This is a genomic window from Afipia sp. OHSU_II-C1 (genome assembly GCF_000497575.1).
Lineage (GTDB): Bacteria > Pseudomonadota > Alphaproteobacteria > Rhizobiales > Xanthobacteraceae > Afipia.
In genome coordinates this window covers 1-22,907 of the sequence record NZ_APJI01000008.1, presented here as the reverse complement: position 1 = coordinate 22,907, position 22,907 = coordinate 1, and the positions used below count along the sequence as shown (strand labels likewise).

At 63.0% G+C, this 22,907-nt stretch carries 25 protein-coding genes; 19 read left to right on the top strand and 6 right to left on the bottom strand.

From position 1 onward, the window contains the following. Positions 1-4 precede the first annotated feature (4 nt). The gene (flgG, locus tag I554_RS0109005; RefSeq protein WP_024577039.1) at positions 5-793 is read right to left on the bottom strand and encodes a flagellar basal-body rod protein FlgG; all 789 of its coding nucleotides are present in this window, start codon (positions 791-793) and stop codon (positions 5-7) included. A gap of 12 nt (positions 794-805) precedes the next feature. Continuing rightward, entirely contained in the window at positions 806-1,573 is a 768-nt protein-coding gene (gene flgF / locus I554_RS0109000; protein ID WP_024577040.1) for a flagellar basal-body rod protein FlgF, read from the bottom strand. Between the two features lie 367 nt (positions 1,574-1,940). Here flgF and fliL point away from each other — a divergent pair, with 367 nt between their 5' ends. From fliL to I554_RS0108975, 5 genes are read left to right on the top strand one after another with little or no spacing between them, the layout of a single operon-like run. Further along, entirely contained in the window at positions 1,941-2,429 is a 489-nt protein-coding gene (fliL, locus tag I554_RS0108995; protein WP_024577041.1) for a flagellar basal body-associated protein FliL, read from the top strand. 17 nt (positions 2,430-2,446) lie between these two features. Continuing rightward, entirely contained in the window at positions 2,447-3,652 is a 1,206-nt protein-coding gene (gene fliM, locus I554_RS0108990) for a flagellar motor switch protein FliM (RefSeq protein WP_024577042.1), read from the top strand. Beyond that, positions 3,649-4,116, top strand: a complete 468-nt coding sequence (locus tag I554_RS0108985) for a DUF6468 domain-containing protein (RefSeq protein ID WP_024577043.1) — start codon at positions 3,649-3,651, stop codon at positions 4,114-4,116. Before fliM ends, I554_RS0108985 begins: the two co-directional genes overlap by 4 nt. Then, positions 4,113-4,874, top strand: coding sequence for a flagellar protein FlbB (locus I554_RS0108980; RefSeq protein ID WP_024577044.1), 762 nt, complete (start codon positions 4,113-4,115; stop codon positions 4,872-4,874). Before I554_RS0108985 ends, I554_RS0108980 begins: the two co-directional genes overlap by 4 nt. 12 nt (positions 4,875-4,886) lie before the next feature. Further along, the gene (locus I554_RS0108975; protein ID WP_024577045.1) at positions 4,887-8,534 is read left to right on the top strand and encodes a hypothetical protein; all 3,648 of its coding nucleotides are present in this window, start codon (positions 4,887-4,889) and stop codon (positions 8,532-8,534) included. 117 nt (positions 8,535-8,651) lie between these two features. Here the strand turns inward: I554_RS0108975 and fliP are convergent, their stop codons facing one another. Beyond that, positions 8,652-9,410, bottom strand: coding sequence for a flagellar type III secretion system pore protein FliP (gene fliP, locus I554_RS0108970; protein ID WP_024577046.1), 759 nt, complete (start codon positions 9,408-9,410; stop codon positions 8,652-8,654). After that, the gene (locus I554_RS0108965) at positions 9,407-10,396 is read right to left on the bottom strand and encodes a flagellar biosynthetic protein FliO (protein ID WP_024577047.1); all 990 of its coding nucleotides are present in this window, start codon (positions 10,394-10,396) and stop codon (positions 9,407-9,409) included. Before I554_RS0108965 ends, fliP begins: the two co-directional genes overlap by 4 nt. Positions 10,397-10,716: 320 nt before the next feature. Here I554_RS0108965 and flgB point away from each other — a divergent pair, with 320 nt between their 5' ends. The 14 genes from flgB (at position 10,717) to I554_RS0108895 (ending at position 21,555) form a co-directional block, all read left to right on the top strand. After that, positions 10,717-11,127 carry a flagellar basal body rod protein FlgB gene (gene flgB, locus I554_RS0108960; protein ID WP_024577048.1) on the top strand — a complete coding sequence of 137 codons (411 nt, stop codon included), beginning with the start codon at positions 10,717-10,719 and terminating at the stop codon, positions 11,125-11,127. 31 nt (positions 11,128-11,158) lie between these two features. Beyond that, positions 11,159-11,581 (top strand): flagellar basal body rod protein FlgC, encoded by a 423-nt coding sequence (gene flgC / locus I554_RS0108955; protein WP_024577049.1) that lies wholly within the window; start codon positions 11,159-11,161, stop codon positions 11,579-11,581. Positions 11,582-11,597: 16 nt separating this feature from the next. Continuing rightward, positions 11,598-11,918, top strand: a complete 321-nt coding sequence (gene fliE, locus I554_RS0108950) for a flagellar hook-basal body complex protein FliE (protein WP_024577050.1) — start codon at positions 11,598-11,600, stop codon at positions 11,916-11,918. A 37-nt stretch (positions 11,919-11,955) separates the two neighbouring features. Continuing rightward, positions 11,956-12,219 (top strand): flagellar biosynthesis protein FliQ, encoded by a 264-nt coding sequence (gene fliQ, locus I554_RS0108945; RefSeq protein WP_024577051.1) that lies wholly within the window; start codon positions 11,956-11,958, stop codon positions 12,217-12,219. 71 nt (positions 12,220-12,290) lie between these two features. Then, positions 12,291-13,061, top strand: coding sequence for a flagellar biosynthetic protein FliR (fliR, locus tag I554_RS0108940; protein ID WP_024577052.1), 771 nt, complete (start codon positions 12,291-12,293; stop codon positions 13,059-13,061). 22 nt (positions 13,062-13,083) lie between these two features. Continuing rightward, positions 13,084-14,157: a flagellar biosynthesis protein FlhB gene (gene flhB / locus I554_RS0108935; RefSeq protein ID WP_024577053.1), complete on the top strand. Its 1,074-nt coding sequence runs from the start codon at positions 13,084-13,086 to the stop codon at positions 14,155-14,157. A gap of 153 nt (positions 14,158-14,310) precedes the next feature. Continuing rightward, on the top strand, positions 14,311-16,872 hold the full coding sequence (locus tag I554_RS0108930; RefSeq protein ID WP_024577054.1) for a PAS domain-containing protein: 2,562 nt from the start codon (positions 14,311-14,313) through the stop codon (positions 16,870-16,872). 214 nt (positions 16,873-17,086) lie between these two features. Next, positions 17,087-18,055 (top strand): Tim44 domain-containing protein, encoded by a 969-nt coding sequence (locus I554_RS0108925; RefSeq protein ID WP_024577055.1) that lies wholly within the window; start codon positions 17,087-17,089, stop codon positions 18,053-18,055. A gap of 156 nt (positions 18,056-18,211) precedes the next feature. Continuing rightward, positions 18,212-18,871 (top strand): lectin, encoded by a 660-nt coding sequence (locus tag I554_RS0108920; RefSeq protein ID WP_024577056.1) that lies wholly within the window; start codon positions 18,212-18,214, stop codon positions 18,869-18,871. 69 nt (positions 18,872-18,940) lie between these two features. Continuing rightward, positions 18,941-19,645: a glutathione S-transferase gene (locus I554_RS0108915; protein ID WP_024577057.1), complete on the top strand. Its 705-nt coding sequence runs from the start codon at positions 18,941-18,943 to the stop codon at positions 19,643-19,645. A gap of 126 nt (positions 19,646-19,771) precedes the next feature. Continuing rightward, on the top strand, positions 19,772-20,062 hold the full coding sequence (locus tag I554_RS0108910; protein WP_024577058.1) for a hypothetical protein: 291 nt from the start codon (positions 19,772-19,774) through the stop codon (positions 20,060-20,062). Between the two features lie 90 nt (positions 20,063-20,152). Continuing rightward, complete coding sequence (locus tag I554_RS0108905) at positions 20,153-20,560, top strand: cupin domain-containing protein (RefSeq protein WP_024577059.1); 408 nt, start codon at positions 20,153-20,155, stop codon at positions 20,558-20,560. Between the two features lie 169 nt (positions 20,561-20,729). Then, a complete protein-coding gene (locus I554_RS0108900) occupies positions 20,730-20,975 on the top strand; it encodes a hypothetical protein (RefSeq protein WP_024577060.1) in 246 nt (81 codons plus the stop codon). Between the two features lie 232 nt (positions 20,976-21,207). Then, the gene (locus I554_RS0108895; protein WP_024577061.1) at positions 21,208-21,555 is read left to right on the top strand and encodes a hypothetical protein; all 348 of its coding nucleotides are present in this window, start codon (positions 21,208-21,210) and stop codon (positions 21,553-21,555) included. A gap of 7 nt (positions 21,556-21,562) precedes the next feature. Here I554_RS0108895 and I554_RS0108890 read toward each other — a convergent pair whose 3' ends face one another. After that, positions 21,563-21,985 (bottom strand): hypothetical protein, encoded by a 423-nt coding sequence (locus I554_RS0108890; RefSeq protein WP_024577062.1) that lies wholly within the window; start codon positions 21,983-21,985, stop codon positions 21,563-21,565. 129 nt (positions 21,986-22,114) lie between these two features. Next, positions 22,115-22,291: a hypothetical protein gene (locus I554_RS27240; RefSeq protein ID WP_192817777.1), complete on the bottom strand. Its 177-nt coding sequence runs from the start codon at positions 22,289-22,291 to the stop codon at positions 22,115-22,117. Positions 22,292-22,907 lie beyond the last annotated feature (616 nt).

Below are 22,907 nucleotides of genomic sequence, written 5' to 3'. Positions count from 1 at the left end.
TCCCTTAGCGGAACATGCCGGTGGTTGACTGCATCATCTGGTCGGCGGCGCTGACGACCTTGGCGTTCATTTCATAGGCGCGCTGGGCGGCGATCAGGTCGGAGATTTCCGACACGACCTCGACGTTGGCCGATTCAAGATTGCGCTGCTGCATGTCGCCGAAGCCGTCGGCGTTGGCGAGGCCGTCTTGCGGCGGACCGGAAGCCGGCGTATCGGTGAACAGGTTGTCGCCGATCGATTGCAGGCCGCCCTTGTTGATGAAGCGGGTCAGGCCGATCTGGCCGACCACGGTCGGCGTTGTCGAACCCGGTGTCATCACAGAGACCTGGCCCTGCTGGTTGATGGTGAGCTGCGACGAGTTCTGCGGGATCGTGATGGTGGGCTGTACCGGATTGCCCTGCGCCGTCACCACGCGGCCCTGACCGTCGGTCGTGAACGAGCCGTCGCGGGTGTAGGTGTAAGTGCCGTCGGTCATCTGGATCTTGAAAAAGCCCTCGCCGCGGATGGCGATGTCGAGATCGCCGCCGGTCGGATTGAGCGTGCCCTGTGTCATCAGGCGCGGCGTTCCGACGGTCTTGACGCCGCCGCCGATATCGATGCCGACCGGAAGGATGGTGCCCTGATCCGACGCCTGCGCGCCGACGCGCTTGACGTGTTCGTAGATCAGATCCTGAAACTGCGCGCGCTGCTTCTTGTAGCCGGTGGTGCGCAGGTTCGCGATGTTGTTGGAAATGACCTGGACGTTGAGCTCCTGAGCCGCCATCCCGGTCGCTGCTGTGTAAAGTGCGCGCATGGATCAGTTTCCTTATGCCGGAACGTCGGCAAGTGTCTGGAGTGCGGTTTTGCGAAGGTCATTCTGCTGCTGCATCAGCGAGGCGACCGACTGATAGGTGCGCATGACTTCCATCATGCGGGTCATTTCAGCGACGGCGCTGACATTGGACTTCTCGACAAAGCCCTGATTGAAGCGCGAGGCGAGGTCGGGCTGTGCCGTGGTGCCGGCCGGCGCCGAGTACAGGTTCGCGCCTTCGTTCTGGAGCTGCTGCGGATTGTCGAACTTGACCAGCTTCAGCTTGCCGCGAATGGAATCGAACTGGGTCACGATGCCTTCGCGCACCGTGATGGTGCCTTCGCTCGAGATCACGATGTCTTTGTCGGTCGGCTGGAACACGATCGGACCATTGGTGCCGAGCACAAGGTTGCCGCCGGTGGTGACGAGCTGGCCCTGGGAATTGATCTGGAACGAGCCGTCGCGGGTGTAGCGCTCACCGGCCGGGGTCTGCACCGCAATGAAGCCCTTGCCGTCAATGGAGACGTCCAGCGGGCTGCCGGTCTTCTCGGCCGGGCCTTGCGTGAAATCGTGATATGCCGCGCGGTCCTGAACGAAGCTGACGCGGCGGTCGCCGGCCGAGAAGTTGTCCTCGCGCGCGCCCGTGTTCAGGTATTCCTCGAACAGCGACTTATTGGCCTTGAAACCATTGGTGTTGGTGTTGGCCACGTTGTTGGCAATGATGTCGATCTGCCGCTCAAGCGACATCTGCCGCGACAAAGCGACGAGAAGCGTATTCTCCATCGGCCAATCTCCCCTTGTTGAACCGCGCCGTGCCTCTCCCAAGGCGTGACGCGGATCGTGCGAACCGTGGAGGCTCTCCCAAGCCGCGGTTCGCCATCTACAATGCGAGGGGCGTGCCAACTGAAAAATACGAGAGATTTCAGTATTTTAATGATTTCGAGGCGGTGACGTGGGTCGGCAATAACCTCTTGTTGACCATGTTGCCTCGGCAAATTTTTCCCACCTAAAGGACAAAAGAAAGATTTCGTTAACCATTGCGTCCGTACGGTGGACGTAGAGGGCGCTCACGCGCCGGCGGCCTTTGTATCGCGTCATTTAAAGCCAGTTCGGCAGCATCGAGCCCATCCCAGGACGACGGGCGGGGGCAATGGCAGACGACGATCAGGTCGAAGAGGGCGGTGCCGAAGCCGCCGCTCCGAAGAGCAAGCGCAAACTCATTATGATTGGCGGCGCCGCAGCGCTGGTGCTTCTGCTGGCCGGCGGCGGCTGGTTCTTCTTCATGCGCGGACACGGCAAGGAGGAGCACGCGGCTGCTCCGCCCCCGAAGCCGCCGGTGTTCCTCGACGTGCCCGAGGTGCTGGTCAATCTGGCGAATGCGCCGGGCGAACGGGTTCAATATCTCAAGGTCAAGGTTGTGCTCGAGGTCAAGGATCAGCCGCTGGTGGCGCAGATCCAGCCGACCATGCCGCGCGTGATGGACCTGTTTCAGACCTACATGCGCGAACTGCGTCCAACCGACCTCAACGGATCGATCGGGTTGTTCCGCCTGAAGGAAGAACTGACGCGCCGCGTCAACGCTGCGATCTCGCCCAGTCAGGTAAACGCTGTGCTGTTCAAGGAAATCGTCGTTCAGTGACGGACGGAAGTTGAAACATGTCTCCGGGCGATAATGATGTCGATCAGGATGCGCTAGCCGCCGAATGGGAAGGCGCGCTGGATTCCGAAGATCCGGCCGCGGCTGCGGCTGAGGCGGAAGCCAATACGCTGACCGAGACCATGGCGGAGCAGTGGGCCGCGATGGTCGACGACGGCAGCCGCACGCTCGACATCGGCAAGGCCGGCGGCGAGCGCGTCCTGTCGCAGGAAGAAATCGACAACCTGCTCGGTTTCAGCGACGGCGAACTCAATATCGACGAGAATTCCGGCATTCGCGCCATCATCGATTCCGCGATGGTGTCGTACGAACGCCTTCCGATGCTCGAAATCGTGTTCGACCGCCTGGTGCGGCTGATGACGACGAGCCTGCGCAATTTCACCTCCGACAACGTCGAAGTCTCGCTGGACCGCATCACCTCGGTGCGCTTCGGCGACTATCTCAATTCGATCCCGCTGCCCTGCGTGCTCTCGGTGTTCAAGGCCGAGGAGTGGGAAAACTTCGGCTTGTTCACGGTCGATTCGAGTCTGATCTATTCGATCATCGACGTGCTGCTCGGTGGCCGCCGCGGGCAGCCGTCGCTGCGCATCGAAGGCCGTCCCTATACCACCATCGAAACCAATCTGGTCAAGCGCCTCGTTGAAGTCGTTCTCGCCGATGCCGAGCAGGCCTTCCGGCCGCTGTCGCCCGTGACCTTCACGATCGACCGGCTGGAGACCAATCCGCGCTTCGCCGCCATCAGCCGACCCGCCAACGCCGCCATTCTGGTCCGCCTGCGGATCGACATGGAAGACCGCGGCGGCAACATCGAGCTTCTGCTGCCCTACGCCACCATCGAACCGATCCGCGACGTGCTGTTGCAGATGTTCATGGGTGAAAAGTTCGGCCGTGATCCTATCTGGGAGGGCCATCTTGCCACCGAGATCGCGCGGGCCGAAATCGCCGTCGATGCCGTGCTCTATGAAGCCAATATGCCGCTCAAGCAACTGATGATGCTGAAGGTCGGCGATACCCTGCCGCTCAACGTGCGGCCCGATGCACTGGTGACTGTCCGCTGCGGCGACGTGCCGCTCAGCGAGGGCCGGATGGGGCGTGTCGGCGATCGCGTTGCCATTCGTGTCACCAAGCCACTGCGCAAGCCGCACACAACTTACGCGATGTTCGAGAAGCAAGACGAGCAAACCAAACTGATGGAGGCACAATGAGTCACTCATTCGGACTTGTGATCGAGAGCCTGGTTGCGGTGCTGCTTTTGCTCACGATCGGTTACTGCATGCTCCTGAACCGGCGGCTCAAGCGCCTGCGGGCCGACGAGCAGTCGATGCGCGCCATGATCGCCGAACTCATCACGGCGACCGAAATCGCCGAGCGTGCGATCGGTGGCCTGAAGCTGACGGTGCGGGAGTGCGACGAAAATCTCGGCGCTCAGCTCACCGCCGGAACGGCCCTGTCAGCGAAACTCAGCAAGCAGGTGATGGCCGGCGAAGCGATCCTCAACCGTCTGACCCAGATCGCGCTCGCGGCCCGGCCATCGGTCCCCGAGGTTGAGATGGCTGCGGAGGCCGAAACGCCGGCTGCTCCGGTGCAAAAGTCGTCGAATGCGAAGACGCTGCTTGCCGCCGCCCAGGCATTCTCCGAACGGCGAAGGGCCACCGGTCTCGCTGCATGAAAACGCTTCTTCGCGATATCCGGATCATCCCGATACTTTTGATCGCGACCTGCTGTCTGGTCGTGCTCAAGGTATCGGGCCTTCTGCTTGAAGGCGGGTATATCCTTAACGATACGCCGAAGCCGAAGTCGTGGGCGCAGGAGACCTTCAACTTCCCGTCGCCGGGCAAGCTGGATTCGTCGGATGTCACCGGTTCGGTCGCCGCCAAGGATGACAAGCCGGTCGTGGCAGCTCCCGAGGTCGCGCCAATTCCTGACGACAAGGTGGTCTATCCGGATCCCAACCGCGCGGTGACTGCATCCGAACGTGCGGTTCTTGAAAGCCTTCAGGCGCGGCGGCAGGAGATCGAAGCCCGCGCACGCGAAATCGAAATCCGGGAAAGCCTGATGAAGTCCGCTGAAAAGCGGATCGAGGGCAAGATCGAAGAGATGAAGGCGACCGAGGCGCGTGTGTCCGTTGCCGGGCAGCAGAAGCAGGAACAGGAGGCCGCGCGCTTCAAGGGCCTGGTGACGATGTACGAAGCCATGAAGCCGAAGGATGCGGCGAGGGTGTTCGACCGGCTTGAACTGTCGGTGCTGTTCGAGATCGCGTCGCAGATCGCGCCGCGCAAGATGTCCGACATCATGGGACAGATGCAGCCGGAGGCGGCCGAGCGATTGACGGTCGAACTGGCGCGCCGCTCAACCGGCGATAGATCGTCATCCGCGAACGACCTGCCCAAGATCGAAGGCAGGCCGCAAGCACCCGTCCGAAACTGAGGCGTGTTGGGAATGTCCAGGACCGCCGGCACAATTAAGCCAGCCCGAGGGACCAGGCCGAAAGCCCGCTCTCTTGCGAGCCGGCTTTGCTGTGGCCTGCGGTCATCGGCGCTTGCGCTGGCCGTCCTGCTGTCCTGCCTGTCGGTCGCCGCAACAGCCGCTCCGGCTGATCCTGTCAAAGGCGAGGCAGTGCTGACGGCGCAGTCCGGTTATGCCCGCCTGATTCTCAAGTTCAAGGAAGACGTTCCGACCGATGTGATTGTCGCGGGCGCTATCCTGGTCATTCAGTTCAAGAAGCCCGTCGACGTTCCGATCGATCTGCTTGCGGATTCCGTTCCCGCCTATGTCGGGTCGGTTCGCCGCGATCCCGACGGCACTGCGATCCGCATGGCGCTGACGCAGAAAGTCAGCGTCAATGTGATGACCGCGGGAGAGCGCGTGTTCATCGATCTGTTGCCGGAAAAATGGACCGGGCTTCCGCCCGCACTGCCGGCCGAGGTTGTGAAGGAGCTGTCCGAGCGTGCGCTGGCCGCCGAGCGCGCCTTGCGCATGCAGAAGATTGCGGATGAGGCGACGAAGCGTCCGCCGGTTCGCGTACGGGTATCGATTCAGCCGACCTTCGTCCGCTTTGTCTTTGAAATGCCGGACGGCGTGAATGTGTCGTCCTCGCTGGGGACGGAGAAGTTCACGTTGTCGTTCACCGCGCCGCTGATGTTCGATCTTGCGGACGCGAAGATCGCGATGCCTGCGAACATCACCTCGATCAATCAGAAGATCGCGGGCGACGGGGCACGCGTCGAGATCGCGCTGATCGGCGAGGCGGATATTCACTCGTTCCGCGAGGACAAGAATTACGTCGTCGACGTTGCCTTCGAGCCGGCGCAGAAGCCAAAAACCGTCAATTCACCGTTGAAGCCGATCCCGGGCGACAAGGCCAGCGAGATCGCGCCGCCGACGTCTGAACAAATCGCACGTCAGATGACGGCGGACGCCAAGCCGGCTGAAGTCAAGACAGCCCAGGTCAAGCTGCCGGAGATTCAAACGCCGGACGTCAAGCCGGCGGAAACGGCTGCGCCCGCGCCGTCGACCGATGCGAAGGCCGAGACGGCCGTTGCGAAGCCGGACGCCGCGACGGCTATGCCGACTCCTCCAGCGGTTGCCGAAGCGCCCGTAAAGACGCCGCTGGTGCCATCGCCGCCTGCCGTGAAAGCCTCGCCGCCCGAGAAGGCTGCGGCCAATCCCGCAGCGGAGGTCACGGTGGAGGCGAGGCTCACCAGTGACGATTTCCGCCTGACGTTTCCGTTCAGCACTCCTACCGCCGCGGCGGTGTTTCGCCGTTCGGACTCGATCTGGCTAGTGTTCGACACCGATCAGGCGATCGATGCCAGCGCCGTCCGCCGTGAGGGCGGATGGATCGTCGCAGAATCCGTTCCTGTTGATTTGCCGAAAGGCCGCGCGCTGCGGATACGGCTAAATCGTCCGCAGCTTGCAACCCTGACGGGGGATGAGCGTGCGTGGACTCTCGTTCTCGCCGACAAGGGACACGCACCGCCGCAGCCACTGGTCGCGACACGCAACATGGCCGATCCCGGACGCGCCAGCGTCAGTGTCAGCCTCGCAAAGCCCGGACAGCTTCATCGGCTGAACGATCCCGATGCCGGCGATCTGCTGCTGGTGATGACGGCGGGCGCGCCGTCGCGCGGGTTCATGAAGCGCCAGGACTTTGTCGAGTTCTCGCTGCTCGAATCGATCCACGGTGTGGTGATCCAGCAGAAGTCGGATGACATCACCGCGGGCATCTCGTCGGATACGCTGACCCTGACGCGGCCCGGAGGTTTGACGCTGTCCACCGCGACAGCGGCGCCGGAGCGCGCAGCCGCGCTCATTCGTCCAGTCTTCGACGTCACCGAATGGCGCGACTATCAGAACGCCGAGTTCATTCCGACCCGCAACAAGCTGCTGACAAAGGCGGCGCTGGCGACCGGAATGGCGCGCCTGCCTGTCCATGTCGACCTTGCGCGGTTCTATCTCGCACGTGGACTGTATCCCGAAGCGAAGGGCATTCTCGATCTGGCGTTTTCGGAGATCAAGCCGGGCGAGGAAGAAGCCTCGTCGCTGACGGTTCATGCTGTCGCCAGCACGCTGGCGGGGCATCCCGCGCTTGCGCTGGCGGATCTCGCCAACCCCGCCGTAGCCGCGAATATCGATTCCCAGCTCTGGAAGGCGCTTGCTCTGGCGCGGCAGGAAAAATGGGTGGAAGCGCGCGAGAAATTCAAGAACGTCGAGTTCGCCATCACGGCGCTGCCGCTCGATCTCCAGCGCATTGTGATCGCGGACGCGTTCCGCGCGTCGCTTGAGGTGAGGGACTATCCGGGCGCGGCGGTGCGGAGCAACGATCTTGACGTCGTCGGCGTCGGTCCCGAGCAGACGGCGGCGATTGCGCTGTTGCGCGGGCGTCTCGCCGAAGCGCTGGGCCGCGATCAGGATGCACTGGCGGCGTTTCAGACCGCCGCAGGGTCGGCCGATCGTCCGTCGGCGGTCGAAGCGCAGGTCCGTCAGATTGCATTGCGCCAGAAGCGCGGCGAAATCAGCGACGACGATGCGCTTCGCGATCTTGAAGCCATCTCGGTCACATGGCGGGGCGACTCCATCGAGGTGAAGACACTGGAGATGCTGAGCCGGCTCTACGCGGTCAAGGGGCGTTATTCGGAAGCTTTCTCAGCCGTACGCACCGCGACCATGCTGCAACCTAACTCCGAAGCATCGCGAAAGATGCAGGACGAGGCGTCGGCATTGTTCGAGCAGATCTACAATGGCGCGAAGGGGGAGGATCTTCCGCCCGTCGAAGCGCTTGCGATGTTCTATGAGTTCCGCGATCTCACGCCGATCGGCCGTCGCGGCGACGAAATGATCCGGCGTCTGGCGGATCGTCTTGTCGCCGTCGATCTGCTCGAACAGGCGAGCGAGCTTTTACAATACCAAATCGATCACCGGCTTGAAGGCTCGGCCCGCGCACAGGTCGCCTCCCGGCTGGCGATGGTCTATCTGATGAACCGCAAGCCCGATCGCGCCATCGCGGCGCTGCGCACCACGCGGATCGCCGATCTGGCCGGAGAAATCCGCCAGCAGCGCCTGTTGCTCGAGGCGCGGGCGCAGACCGACATCGGTCGTCACGATCTGGCGCTCGACATCATCTCGAACGTCGGCGGCCGCGAGGCGGTCCGGCTCCGGTCGGATATCTACTGGGCGTCGCGGCGCTGGCGGGAGTCCGCCGAGCAGATCGAACTGCTTTACGGTGATCGCTGGCGCGATTTTCAGCCGCTGTCGCCGACCGAGAAGAGCGACGTCATTCGCGCCGTGATCGGATACGCGCTGGCGGAAGATGCCATCGGCCTTGCCCGCTTCCGCGAGAAGTACAGTCCGAAGATGGACGGCGGCGACCGCGCAGCGTTCGACGTGGCCTCGAAGCCGGCGACGGCGAACAGCGCGGATTTCGCGCGGATTGCGAAGATGGCGGCGACCATCGACACGCTCGATGGCTTCCTGCGTGAGATGAAGGTCCGCTTCCCCGATGCAATGGCGCGCGCCAAACTGCCGCCTGAAATCAAGGCCGATCCGAATCCGACGGGCAGCCTGAAGCGGGTGAAGGCGACCCGCTGACCGGCGGACGCTGCAGGCGTCATTGCAAGCGAAGCGAATCCATAGCGACAAGGAAGTTGGATTGCTTCGTTGCTGACGCTCCTCGCAATGACGAAACGGAAAGTCTCGCGAGCCGACTTACCCGCCGCCGTAGCTTTGCACGAGGCTGCCTGCCACCAGCGACCAGCCGTCCACCAGCACGAAGAAGATCAGCTTGAACGGCAGTGACACCACCACCGGCGGCAGCATCATCATGCCCATCGACATCAGAACCGATGCGACCACAAGGTCGATGATGAGGAAGGGCAAAAACAGGAGAAAGCCGATCTCGAAGGCGCGCTTCAGCTCGGAAATCATGAAGGCGGGGATCAGGATGCGCAGCGACATCTGCTCGGGCGTGGCTGCAGGTGGCTCGCCCGACAGGTCCATGAACAGCTTGAGATCCTTTTCGCGCACATTCTTCTGCATGAAGCTGCGCAGCGGCACCGTGCCGCGCTCGAACGCCTGCTCGACGGTGATCTGGTTGGCGACCAGCGGCTTGATGCCGTCGTCATAAGCTTTTTGCAGCACCGGTCCCATTACGAATCCGGTCAGGAACAGCGCCAGCGCGATGATGACTGAGTTCGGCGGCGCGGTCGCGGTGCCGAGCGCCGTGCGTAGCAGCGACAGCACCACCACGATGCGGGTGAACGACGTCATCATCACCAGAATCGACGGCGCGATCGACAGGACCGTCAGCAGCGCGATCAGCTGGATCGCGCGCTCGGTGACGCCGCCGTTGCCCTGGCCCAGATTGATGCTGATATCCTGCGCGCTCGCCGGTTCGATCAGGAACCCGGCGGCGGCGACAAGACTGGCAAAAAATAAAACTCTACGCGGTGATGTCGAGGATCTCACGCGGGAGGCTTCGGACGGCCGAGGAGATTGGCCATCTCGTCTTCGAGATTCTCGAACGCAGCCTTTGGCGCGGGCGGCGGCGGCGCCGGTGGAACTGGCGGGCGCGGGGCGCCTTCGGAGCGCGGCACGGGCCGATTCCCCGCAGCCTCAGGAGCAACGGGTGGTGCGCCCGGCCGCTCGACCGGGCCGATCGATGGTGCGGTGTCGAGGCGAGGTTCACCGCCGGGCCGGCGCAGGGCGGCTTCGAGCCGCTGCGCCATGTCGGCGAGGTTCTGATCCGCTGATGACAAAGCAGGATCGGGCGCCGGGCGTACCGGCGGACGGGGCGGCATCGGCGGCGCTTTCGGAACATCGCCCGAGCGCGGCATGCGCGGCGGCATCGGTTCGCTGCGCTCGCTTCGCGGAATTGCGCGAGGCTCCGAACGCAGCATCGGTTCAGGACGCAACGAGGGTTCGGGACGAATCATCGGCTCCGGCGTGAAGCTCGGCATGACATCCGGGCTGTGCCGCTCAGGCAGCGGAGGGGCGGGCCGGCGGGTGTCGTCATTATAAGGAGCGCGCACCGGACGATGGGGCAGCTCCGGCGCGGACGGCTCGCGATGTTCAAAAGCCTCGGTATGCGGGACTTCGCTATCGGACCAGCCGGTGTCGGGAGCCAGACGCGGCGGAAGCTCGGTTCCCGCAGGCCCGCGCGGTGCCGCCTGATCACGCTGTGGCACGCTGCGTACGATATTGGGTTCGACCACGAGATCGGCGGGGCCGCCGATCATCAGCAGATGTTCGACGTTGTCGCGCCGGACCAGCACCAGCCTGCGGCGGCCATCGACCGCTGCGGCATCGATCACGGCAAGCCGCGGCATGCGCCCCCGGCTGGCTCCGGAGCCGCCGAGACTGCTTCCGCCAAACCGGCGAACAAGCCAGGCGGCAACTCCGATCAACGCAAGAACGATGACGAAGGCGATGAAGAACCAAAGCGTTTGCGGCATGTCCTGTCCCCGTCAAACAACACTCGCATCTATGCCAGATTCGCAGGTCACTGGCCGCGAAACAAGCAGTTTGGGACGAATTGAGTGCTAAGTGCGCGCTACCGGTTAATTCTTGACGGCAAATGCTGCCGCCGGCGGATGAGTACCCTATTAAAGCGCGGCGGCCCGAAATAGTTCTTCTGCCGGTACTTCAATGGCTTGTCCGGTTGAAGGGCATTCATGGCGAAAATGGGTCCGGACGGTTCTTAACCCCTTATTAACCATACACGCGGCAAATTCTGCCTACCTGAGGCACTGCGCTTCGGGTTGAGGGCTGGCCAATGGCGATCACCGATCTTCCGATGTTGTCCGCGCTTCGCACCAAGATGCAGTGGCATCAGGAGCGGCAACGGGTGCTTGCGGAGAATATTTCACATTCGGACACACCGAACTTCAAGCCGCGGGACCTCGTGGAACCCAAGTTCGATCGTGGCGGCGCGGGTCCGGTGACCGGCGCGATGCCGTCGCTGGCCATGGCGCGCACCAGCGCAGGGCACATCCAGGCGAGCGGGGTGAGCGAGAATTTCAGCTCCAGCAACCGCGGCGGCTATGCGACCCGGCCGGCGGGCAATGCGGTCAACCTCGAAGACGAGATGCTGAAGGTCTCCGCCAACCAGATGGACTATGCGGCGGCGACCTCGCTCTACACCCGCAGCCTCGGACTGCTGAAGACCGCCATCGGAAAGCGGTAACGCGCATGATCCCGCCTAGGAGAGCCAAAGCATGAGCGACGGCAACGATTTTCTCAGGTCGATGAGCATCGCGACGTCCGGTCTGCGCGCGCAGGCGGGCCGGATGCGGGTGATTTCGGAAAACATCGCCAACGCGGACTCGACGGCAAAGACCGCGGGCGGCGATCCCTATCGCCGCAAGGTGCCGACGTTCTCCTCCGAACTCGACCGCACGCTCGATTCGCGCGTGGTTACGCTGGGAAAGATCAAGCCGGACAATTCCGATTTCCGCGTCAAGCACGAGCCGGGCAATCCGGCGGCGGACGCCAACGGCAACGTCAAGTATCCCAACGTGAACTCGCTGGTCGAAATGACCGACATGCGCGAAGCGCAGCGGTCGTATGAGGCCAACCTCAACATCATCTCCGCCACGCGCCGCATGATCCAGCGCACCCTCGACATTCTCAAGGCCTGACAAGGAGAATTAACTCATGGCTTCGCCAACAGTCGCCGCCAATGCCTATGCCAGCCTTGCGAAAATCATGGATTCCGCCGGCGGCGCGGGCGCTCTCGGCAAGACCGGCGATTCGAACGGCCCTTCGTTCGGCGCTCTGCTCAAGGAAACGATGGGCAGCGTGATGGATGCGGGCCGCAAGTCCGACGCGCAGACCATCGCGATGGCGCAGGGCAAGGCCAACGTCATGGACGTGGTGACGGCCGTCGCTGAAACCGATGTCGCCGTGTCGACGCTGGTGTCGGTGCGCGACAAGGTCATTCAGGCCTACGAAGACATCATGCGGATGCCGATCTGATTTGGCTTTTTGAAATGCCCGCGGGCAGGGGATTGAAATGACAGGTGCTGAAGTTCTCGACGTCTCGCGCGATGCGATCTGGACCATCGTGAAGGTGTCGTCGCCGCTCTTGATCGTCGGCCTCGTGGTCGGCGTTGCGATCTCGCTGGTGCAGGCGCTGACGCAGATCCAGGAACAGACGCTGGTGTTCGTGCCGAAGATTCTCGCGATCTTCGTCACACTTGTTCTGGCGCTGCCGTTCATGGCTGACGCGCTGCACAGCCAGATGCTGCGGATATCGTCGCGAATCATCGGCGGGTAGCGCATGATCCGGCGCCGGTTCAGGAGCGGAATGTTCACGAACGCGGCGTTCACGGGCAGGGCACGTCTTCCATGCGTATCGACATCTCGCTGCTTCCGGCGCTCGCCGCGGCCTTCATGCTGGTGTTCGCCCGCATCGGTGCCATGGTGATGCTGCTGCCCGGATTCGGCGAAGCCAATATTCCTGTCCGCGTCAGGCTCGCGATCGCCTTGGCGCTGACGCTCATTATTTTGCCGCTGCACCGCAACGCCTACACCGTCAGCATGACCTCCATCGCGCCACTGCTGGTGCTGATGGTTCATGAAATCATCATCGGCGTGGTGCTCGGCGCCACCGCGCGCGTCACACTGTCGGCGCTGGCGGTGGCCGGTTCGGTGATCGCCCAGCAGCTCGGCCTCGGCTTCGTGACCACGATCGATCCCACGCAGGGCCAGCAGGGCGCGCTGATCGGCAACTTCCTGACCATGCTCGGGCTGACACTGCTGTTCGCGACCGACATGCATCATCTGGTGATCGCGGCGCTGAACGAAAGCTACAACGCATTCGCCCCGGGAGAATTAATGTCGAGCGGCGACGTCGCGGCGCTGGCGACCAAGGCCTTTGCGACGGCTTTCAAGATCGGCATCCAGTTGTCCGCGCCGTTCATCGTGTTCGGCCTGGTATTCAATCTCGGCCTCGGCGTGCTGGCGCGGCTGATGCCGCAGATGCAGGTGTTCTTTGTAGGCGTGCCGCTTTCGATTCTCGGCGGCTTCCTGATTCTTGCCCTCGTCATCGCCACCATGATGGGTGCTTACCTCGATTACTTCGGCGGCGTTCTCCACGAACTCGCGCCGCGGCGCTGAGGGCAGGAACTGAGGACAAGCCATGTCAGACGAGGACAAGGAATCAAAAACACAGGACCCGACGCAAAAACGTCTCGACGATGCGTTGGAGAAGGGCGACGTCGCCAAGAGCCAGGAGGTCAATACCTGGTTCGTGATCGCCGCATCCACGTTGCTGCTGTCCTCGTTCTCGGGCTCGATCAGCAAGGGCATCGAGGTGCCGATGCGCAATCTGATGATGAACGCGCATCAGATTCGCGTCGACGGTCCCGGCCTGCTGTCGCTGCTCAGCCAGATCGAGCTGATGCTGATCGGTGTTCTCGGCGTTCCGCTGCTGATGCTGCTGATCGCGGGCGTCGGCAGCAACCTGATCCAGCACCGGCTGGTCTTCTCGTCGGAGCCGCTCAGCCCGAAATTCAGCAAGATCTCGCCGATGGCGGGCTTCCAGCGGCTGTTCGGCAAGCAGGCAGGTGCGAACTTCCTGAAGGGCATCTTCAAGGTCGTCCTGCTCGGCGTCGTGATGTGCCTTGTGCTGTGGCCCGAGCGGCACCGTCTCGATGCCATGGTCCGGTTCGATCCGATGTCGATCCTGAACGTCACCAAAACCATCTCGGTTCAGTTGATGGGCACGGTGGTCGCGGCGCTCGCGCTGGTGGCCGCACTCGACTACCTGTTCCAGTACCGCCAGTGGTTCGAGCGGCAGAAGATGTCGTTGGAGGAGATCAAGGAAGAATACAAGCAGTCGGAAGGCGATCCCCACATCAAGGGACGCATCCGGCAGCTTCGCCATGCGCGCGCGAAGAAGCGCATGATGGCGGCGGTGCCATCGGCTTCGGTGATTATCACCAACCCGACCCACTACGCGGTGGCGCTGAAGTACGATCGCGGCATGCCGGCGCCGGTCTGCGTCGCCAAGGGCGTCGATGCGCTGGCGCTGAAGATCAGGGAAATTGCTACCGCCAACGACATCCCCATTGTCGAGAACGTGCCGCTGGCCCGCGCATTGCACGCAACCGTCGATATCGACGACGAAATTCCGGTCGAGCACTATCACGCGGTCGCAGAGGTGATCGGCTACGTGATGAAGCTCAAGCGCAGGATTTCCGGCCTTGGCTGATCCTTGTTGACCTAGGGGAACCAAGTCTGGCGCGGGCACTTGCACAGACGTAATGTGCCTTGCGTTAGGATGCCCGATTCAGGCACTCAGAGGCCGGTCGACTGCGAATTATAATGACTTGCGCGTCCTTTGCGGACGCGCGAACAGGCTGAGATGACAACCGATACGGGCAACGAACTTCGTCCCTCTTTCGCCGCCGTGCATGAGCCGGCGCGGCGAAGCGGAAGCATCTTTCTTGTGCTGCTGGTGGCGGGTGCGATCATTGCCGCAGCCGTAGCCTTTATGACCCTGGGCCGCACCCAGGCCCAGCCTTATATCCTGGTGCTGCTGGCTTTGCTGGCCATGGTCGGGCTGTTCACGCTGTTCGCCTTTGCCGCCGGGATCGTGCGTTTCGCCGATCGCCTCGCGGAAGACCCGATCACGCGGCCAATCGCCGATCATGCGTTCGACGGGCTGGCGGTGACCGATCCGCGCGGTCATGTCGTCTACGCCAATACGGCCTATCTCGCGCTGACCGGCGCATCAGGCCCCAACGATGTGCGTCCTGTCGAGCGGGTCTTCATCGGCAATCCCGATGTCTCCGAGGCGGTATTCCGTCTGCTCAAGGCCGCGCGCGAGGGCAAGCGCCAGCAGGAGGAGGTCCGCGTCGCGGGCATCGACAGCACCCATGGCCGGTGGCTGCGGATGCGTGTGCGTCCGCTCGGCACCGACAAGCGGCAGTCGAAATTCGCGGTGTGGTCGGTAGCCGACATCACCCGCGACCGCGAGCGCCAGGAAGATGTCTTCCAGGAATTGCAGCACGCGATCGAGTATCTCGATCACGCGCCCTGCGGCTTCTTCTCTGTCAATGCCAGGGGCGAACTGGTTTATGTCAACGCGACCCTTGCCAACTGGCTGGACTATGACCTTGCGGAGATCGGGTCAGGCGGCCTGAAGGTTGCCGACATCATGTCCGGCGACGGCGCGGCGCTTCTGACTTCGATTACCCCGGAGCCAGGCGAAGTGAAGACCGAGGTATTCGACCTCGATCTGCGGATGCGCAACGGCAAGACCATGCCGGTGCGGCTCTATCACAAGCTGGCGTTCGGCGCCGACGGCACGCCCGGTGCGTCGCGGACGCTGGTCATCAATCGCGCGCGCGACGATCATTCCGATCCGCAGCGCGCGGCGGAAGTGCGTTTCATGCGCTTCTTCGATCATACGCCGATGGCGATCGCCACCGTCGACAAGGCGGGCAACATCGTGCGCGCCAATGCGCGGTTCGCCAAGCTCACCCAGAGCCTGTCACCGGCCAGCACCGGCAGCAAATCGATCTTCGCGGTGGTGCACGAGCGCGAGCGCGGCGAACTGGTCACCGCGATCAACAAGGCCGCCGACGGGCAGGGCGATATTCCGCCCGTTGAGGCGATGCTGGACAGCACCAAGGAGCGCTGGGGCCAGTTCTTCGTCACCTCCGTCGAGCACGACGCGCGCGATGCGGAAGCCGCGATCGTCTACCTGCTCGATACCACCGAGAAGCGCACGCTGGAGAACAGCTTCGCGCAGTCGCAGAAGATGCAGGCGGTGGGCCAGCTCGCCGGCGGCATCGCCCACGACTTCAACAACGTGCTCTCCGCCATCATGATGGCGAACGACTTCCTGCTGAACGCGCACAAGCCGACCGATCCGTCGTTCCAGGACATCATGCAGATCAAGCAGAACGCCAACCGCGCGGCGGCGCTGGTGCGGCAGCTGCTGGCGTTCTCGCGCAAGCAGACGCTGCGCCCGCAGGTGCTCGACATCGGCGATGTGCTCTCCGACATCAACGTGCTGCTGAAGCGCCTGCTCGGCGAGAAGGTGAAGCCGGAGTTCGTCTACGGCCGCGACCTGTGGCCGGTGAAGGCCGACCTGTCCCAGTTCGAACAGGTCATCGTCAATCTTGCGGTCAACGCGCGCGATGCCATGCCCGAAGGCGGCAAGCTGACCATTCGCACCGCCAACGTGTCCGCGAAAGACGCCGAGCGCGGCGAGTACAAGGGCATGCCGGCGGCGGATTATGTGCTGGTCGAGGTCACCGACACCGGCAGCGGCATTCCCGCCGACATTGTCGACAAGATCTTCGAGCCGTTCTTCTCGACCAAAGAAGTCGGCAAGGGGACCGGGCTCGGTCTCTCCACGGTCTATGGCATCGTCAAGCAGACCGGCGGTTTCATCTATGTCGACTCGGTTGAGGGACGCGGCACCGTGTTCCGGATTTTCCTGCCGCGGCATTTCCCGGAAGTGGCCGCTGTCCAGGAAGCGCCAGCCGCCAGCAGCGCCGTCGCTCAGGCTCCGGCACCGGCACGCGCGCCGGATCTGACCGGGCAGGGCACCATCCTGCTGGTGGAGGACGAGGATGGGCTGCGCTCGCTCAATGCGCGCGGCCTTCGTTCGCGCGGCTACACGGTGATCGAGGCCGAGAACGGTCTCGATGCGCTGGAAGCATTGGAGCGCGAGGAAGGCGCGGTCGACCTCGTGGTGTCCGACGTGGTGATGCCGGAAATGGACGGTCCGACCATGCTGACCGAAATGCGCAAGCGGAACCCCGACCTGCGAATCATCTTCGTGTCAGGCTATGCCGAAGATGCCTTCGAGAAGAGCTTGCCGGAGGGCCAGCAGTTCAACTTCCTGCCCAAGCCCTTCACGCTGAGCCAGCTTGTGGCTTCGGTGAAGGAAACCATGACGGCTCCGTCATAATCGGCATGACCCGGACCTAGCCGGTTTTCGGATTAGATCATGCCAAACAAGGCTTTGGCTCCCGCGCGCCAGATGTGACCGCACGCCTCACCGCGACTGAGGGCCGCAGGCCCTATCGTACCTATCCGCTTCCCTTTCGCACGCCGCTGCCCATGTATGTGCCTGTCCCCTTTGCCGGGGATCAATGCCCCTTGAGGGCCGAGAGGGAACAGACATGATTTCGTCGCAGCGCTTGCGCTCAGTCATCAAAACGCTTGCTGTCGTCATGGCCGTCGCCATGCCGCTGGCAGTAACCATTTCATCGTCGGTGGATGCCCGCCCGAGCAGCGGCGGCAGCCGTGGTTCGCGCACGTTCTCCGCGCCGCCATCAACTCCGACTGCGCCGAATGCCGCGCAGCCGCTGAATCGCACCATCACCCAGCCCGGCGCGAAGGCACCGGCAGCGGCGCCCGCAGGCGGCGGCTTCTTCAACCGTCCCGGCATGGGCATGCTCGGCGGTCTTGCCGCGGGCTTCCTCGGCGCCGGCCTGCTCGGCATGCTGTTCGGCGGCGGATTGTTCAGCGGCCTCGGCGGCCTGTCGTCGATCATCGGTCTGATTCTCCAGATCGGCCTGATCTACCTCGTGGTCCGTCTTGCGATGTCGTGGTGGAAGCGCCGCAACGCGCCGGCCTACGCCCATGCATCGGCTGCGCCCGGTCAGGCTCCGCAGCAGGATCAGGGACCGATGGCCAACGCGCGATCCGGCTTCGGGTTCGGTCTGGGCGGCGGTTCGAACGACGCGCCGCTTGAGATCAAGCCGGACGACTACGATGCGTTCGAGCGTCTGCTCGGCGAAGTTCAGACCGCGTGGTCGAACGAGGACATCGGCAAGCTGCACACGCTGGCGACGCCGGAAATGGTCTCGTACTTCACCGAGGATCTCAACGCGAACAAGGAACGCGGCGTGATCAACAAGGTGTCCGACGTCAAGCTGCTGCAGGGCGACCTTGCTGAAGCCTGGCGCGAAGGCACCACCGATTACGCGACCGTCGCGCTTCGCTACAGCCTGATCGACAAGACCATCGAGCGTGCCACCGGCAAGATCGTCGAGGGCAGCGATGCGCCGCAGGAGGTCACCGATGTCTGGACGTTCGTGCGGCGTCCGGGCAGCCAGTGGGAGCTGTCGGCCATTCAGATGACTTGATCCCGCAGGATCGGTTCAAGAACAGAAAGGCGTCGCGCTTGCGCGGCGCCTTTTTCTTTGGCTGTCCCTGAATAAGTCGCGGCCTTGTGTGTTGATCTTGCGCGCCGGCCATCGCATCACCGCCGGATAGTTCAAGAAGACTTCACAGGAGGACGAATGCTCAAGTTTTACATGATTGCAGCGCCGCTTTTGCTCCTTGCCGCGCCGGTTCAGGCGCAGCAGGCGAACATGACGTTTTTCATCACCAGCACGCCGATCGGCAATGGCGGAAACCTCGGCGGCCTCGCCGGCGCCGACAACCAATGCCAGACGTTGGCGCAGGCCGCGGGTGCCGGTGCTCCCAAGGTCTGGCGCGCGTATCTCTCCACCCAGGCTGCAGACGGCAAGCCCGCGATCAATGCACGTGATCGGATCGGGAAGGGGCCATGGACCAACGCCAAGGGTGAAGTGGTTGCCAAGGACGTGGCCGATCTGCACGGCCCCAATGCGCTGACCAAGCAGTCCGCTCTGAGTGAAAAGGGCGAAGTCATCAACGGCCGCGGCGATCAGCCGAATCGCCATGACGTTCTCACCGGATCGCAGCCCGACGGCACGGCCTTCGCAGCGGGTGACGACAAGACCTGCAAGAACTGGACGAGCAGCACGCAGGGCTCGGCCGTGGTCGGTCACTCCGACCGGATCGGGTTGCGTGATGACGATGCTTCGAAGTCTTGGAATTCGTCGCACGGCTCGCGCGGGCCGGAGGGAGGGTGCTCGCAGGCAGATCTGCGGAGCACCGGCGGCGACGGTTTGCTGTATTGTTTCGCAACGAACTGATTGGAGTTCGAGGCGTTATTCTCCATCTTTCGGCGCGGACCTCCGCGCCGAAAGCGTTTGTGAGGTCCCATGCGATATGAGCTCTATTATTGGCCGACCATTCAGGGCCGCGGCGAATATGTCCGGCTCGCGCTGGAAGACGCAGGCGCCGACTACATCGATGCCGCGCGGGGCAGAGGCGGCGACAGCAGGATGATGGCCATGATGAAGCGCGGGGCGACGCCGCCATTCGCACCGCCGTTTCTCAAAGCCGGAAAGCTTGTGATCGGGCAGACCGCGAACATTCTGCTTTATCTCGGCGCGCGTCACGGGCTTGCGCCGAAGGCCGAAGCGCAGCGCCTGTGGGTGCACCAGCTTCAACTGACAATTGCCGACTTCGTCGTTGAGATTCACGACACGCATCATCCGCTCGGGCCGACGCTTTATTACGAAGACCAGCGTCCTGTCGCCAAGCGGCGCACCCGCGAATTCTGGAGCGAGCGCGTGCCGAAGTTCCTCGGCTACTTCGAACGCCTGATCGACGTCGGTGGCGGGCCATATCTCAACGGCCGGCGGCTTAGTTACACGGATCTCTCGCTGTTCCAGATTGTCGAGGGCCTGCGCTATGCGTTCCCGAACAGCATGAAGCGCTTTGAGCGCAAGGTGCCGCGCGTGATCGAACTGCGCGACCGGGTCGCGGCGCGGCCGAACATCAAGGCTTATCTCGCCAGCGACCGGCGCATTCCGTTCAATGAGGACGGCATCTTCCGTCACTACAAGGCGCTCGATGCGTAAAGCGCTGACGCGTTTATATCGCTCCTATATCGAAGGCAGTGCGGCCTTCTCGAATTCCTATGGGCTCGCGGTCATCTTCCGGTTGTCACGCCGCATCTGCGTCGCGACGATTTTCGGGAGGTGGCCATGGCCGCTCTGTTTACCGGCGACGACAAGCGCAGCTTCTACGCCGAGGACGATTACCGCGCGTATCTGATCAGCCGCAATCCGCCGCCGATCGTTCACCACTCCGCCGCGATCCACTGGAGGCGGCTGCGCGTCCATACGCGCCGTGCGGTGAATCTTGTCGACTTTGTTCTGCATCGGATGGTCGAAGCGCTGGCCAGATCCAAGACGCGCCGCATCCAGCGCGAGCTGCAATTGCGCGGTATACGTTATCCGCAGGAGACGCATGACGAGCAGTCATCGCCGCGCTGAAATAAGAACTCCCCGGTTGCCGGATTGCCACGTAGACTGAGCGTCTGTTTCGACGCCGGTCCCGGCGATTCATCACTCCGGAGTTTTCCCATGAAGATCACGCCATCCGGCTCCGTGCCGACCAAGCGCGCGCCCGCATCCTATTTCACCGGCACGGTCTGGCAGGACCCGGTGATCGAGACGCCTGCGCCCGGACGGCTCAATGCGACGCGCGTGACCTTCGAGCCTGGCGCGCGTACGGCCTGGCACACCCATCCGGTCGGTCAGACACTTTATGTGTTGTCGGGTACCGGCCGCGTGCAGACGGAAGGACAGCCGGTGCACGAAATCCGTCCCGGCGACGTGGTGTGGATTCCTCCGGGTGAGAAACACTGGCATGGCGCCGCGCCGGGAAACCTGATGACTCACCTCGCGATGCAGGAGTCCGAGAACGGCAGCTTCGCGACATGGCTCGAGCATGTGACTGACGAACAATATGCGGTGGAGCCCTCGAAGTAGGTCGCGTCATCGCGCTGTCATGCACGTATCGCAGCGACACTGCGTGAATAATTTCATCGCAGAACATGTCTGAACCACTGACGCATTGCGTTGCGCGACGCAGCGACGAATGCGCTTGACGATAGGTGTGCATACGACTTTAGTTTGCGCGGACTGGGAGGTGCGTATCATGCCTTATGAGTCCGGGGTTCTCATCAGCAAACATCCATGTGCTCAATGCGGCCAGCCGATTGCTTCGCCGCTCTGGACCGAGCGAGAACGCAATCGCGTTTCGTTTCTGTGGTCGTGCAGCGCGTGTGACTATCAGTTTGTCACCGTCGCGGTTCTGAAGTCCGAGATGAGAGAGGATCCGGTTCCGCAGCAGCCGCCGGTGGCTGAAGTCGTGACCCGCGACGAGCCGGCGATCGCAGCCTGACTGTCTTCAAGCGCCGATACACGATCCGCGCCAGCCCCGATTCGGGGCTTGGCACCTGCGAGCGTGCGCCGGGCGGTATGATGCAGCGGTCTGGATTGTATTTCCGGGTTCCATGACTGGAACGTCAACGAAGCGCTGCGGCAGGGGTTCCCGAATCAGCCATATCGCCGCAATGCTGTCGCATTCACCCTGTCTGTTCCGGCTTCATTCACATCGCCAAGCAGGAGGATCGATGCGCATCATCACCCCCGCGATCTATGCGGCCCTGCTCGGGGGCGCGATCTACCTCGCCATCTCGCAGAATCCGCTGCCGAACGCGATCGCCTCGGTTCAGCCCGAAGGCAGCAAGATCACCTACGCGGTGCCGACCGACAGCAAGTCGCCGCCGGTGATGCGCACCGGCAAGCGCGAGGTCTGCCGCCAGTCGGTGACCGCCAAGCATCTGTCCCGGCATCAGGCGCGTGACCACATGCAGCTCTGCGTGGCGCAGGCGCGCGTCGAATGCCTCAAGCAGGCCATCGACCAGAAGCTGCGCGGCGCAGCCCGCCGTGTTTATGTGAAGAGCTGCGTCGCGGCATAATCCGCCCTTAGCGGATCAGCATATCCTCAACGCGGACAGCGGCAGGTTCTGCTGCCTCCGGCTGTGCTTCATGCAGAGGCACTGCGGGAAGTTGCAGGACAGTGGCGCGCTGACCGGGATCGAGCTGGGTCAGCAGCACGAGCTGCCCGTCGGGGAATTCCAGCGCGTCATGGTGCCGGTTCGGGTTGTCGAGATCGACGGTCCGGAACCGTGCGACGGTGTGACGAACCTTCTTCCTGAAGAACGCTCCGTCGTAATCGACCTCCCGCTCGAAGGCGAGTTCGGTGCCGGGGCGAACGCAGACCGCAACATTCGGCTCACCTTCGCCGGTGAAGCCGCGGGTTACGGTCATGGGGAATTTCGTCGACACCAGTTTTTCGCCAAGCCTGGCGGGGCGGCTTGCGACGGCGTGTAAACTATAGTCACACATTGCGGCCACTCCTGTTGTTGATCGATCAACCGGGTGATGCGCGGTGTAACAAAAAGGTAATGCTCTCGGGGCGGCGTTGTTATGTGGGCGCGCCGTCACCTTTTCGTGAAACGGCGAAAGCCTCGCCGGTCAGCGCGAGATGTATGCCGGCGCGTGTTCGATCATCCGCGATGCACGTTTTTCGCGTGCCATGCGCTCGGCCAGTTCAACGATCTTCAGGCGTCCCTGCATGTTGGGAATGGCCTTGAACGCGGCGAGCAAACGCTGCGCTTCCTCGTCCGATGTCACCAGAATATCCCTGAGCATTGTCCGTCCCTGCGACTTCAAGCGTCTCTTGGTTAGGCCGCTTCTTAGTCGCGGGACGTTACCATCCGGTTCATGCGCCAATGTGACGAATTTATCGGGGTGCGAGTGTGGTTAAGCGGGCGTAAGCAGGGGGAACAATCGCGGTTCCTCTTGGCGTGTCCGCGCACGCTCTCTCGTCCGCCCCGCGATCTTTCTCCGGTCGTCCCCGCGATCGTCATCATAACGCTTAGTGGTTATGGGTCCCCGCTTTCGCGGGGACGACATCGGTAGTGTTGCGCGATCGCGCGCACCATCTTCTCCGGATTCAGTTTTCAAACAGCTCGCACTTGCAGATGTGCGCCATCACCCCTGTTGTTGTGACGGCGTCGCGCGCGGGGCTTGCCCCGTTCGCGCCAAAGACAACCCGCGCCACCAGCGGTCACGCGCCATCACCCCTGTTGTTATGACGGCGCGGGGGCGCCCGAAGCTCTTTTTCGTTCCTCCCTCAAAATGAGGGCGCGCGGAACGCCGGATGCGCGAGCGCATCCGCAGCCCCGTGTGCAAAAGTGAAAAAGCACACGAGCGTAGTCGCCACGGTCACGCCGGTTGCATCCGGCGTTCCGCACGCAATGGTTGG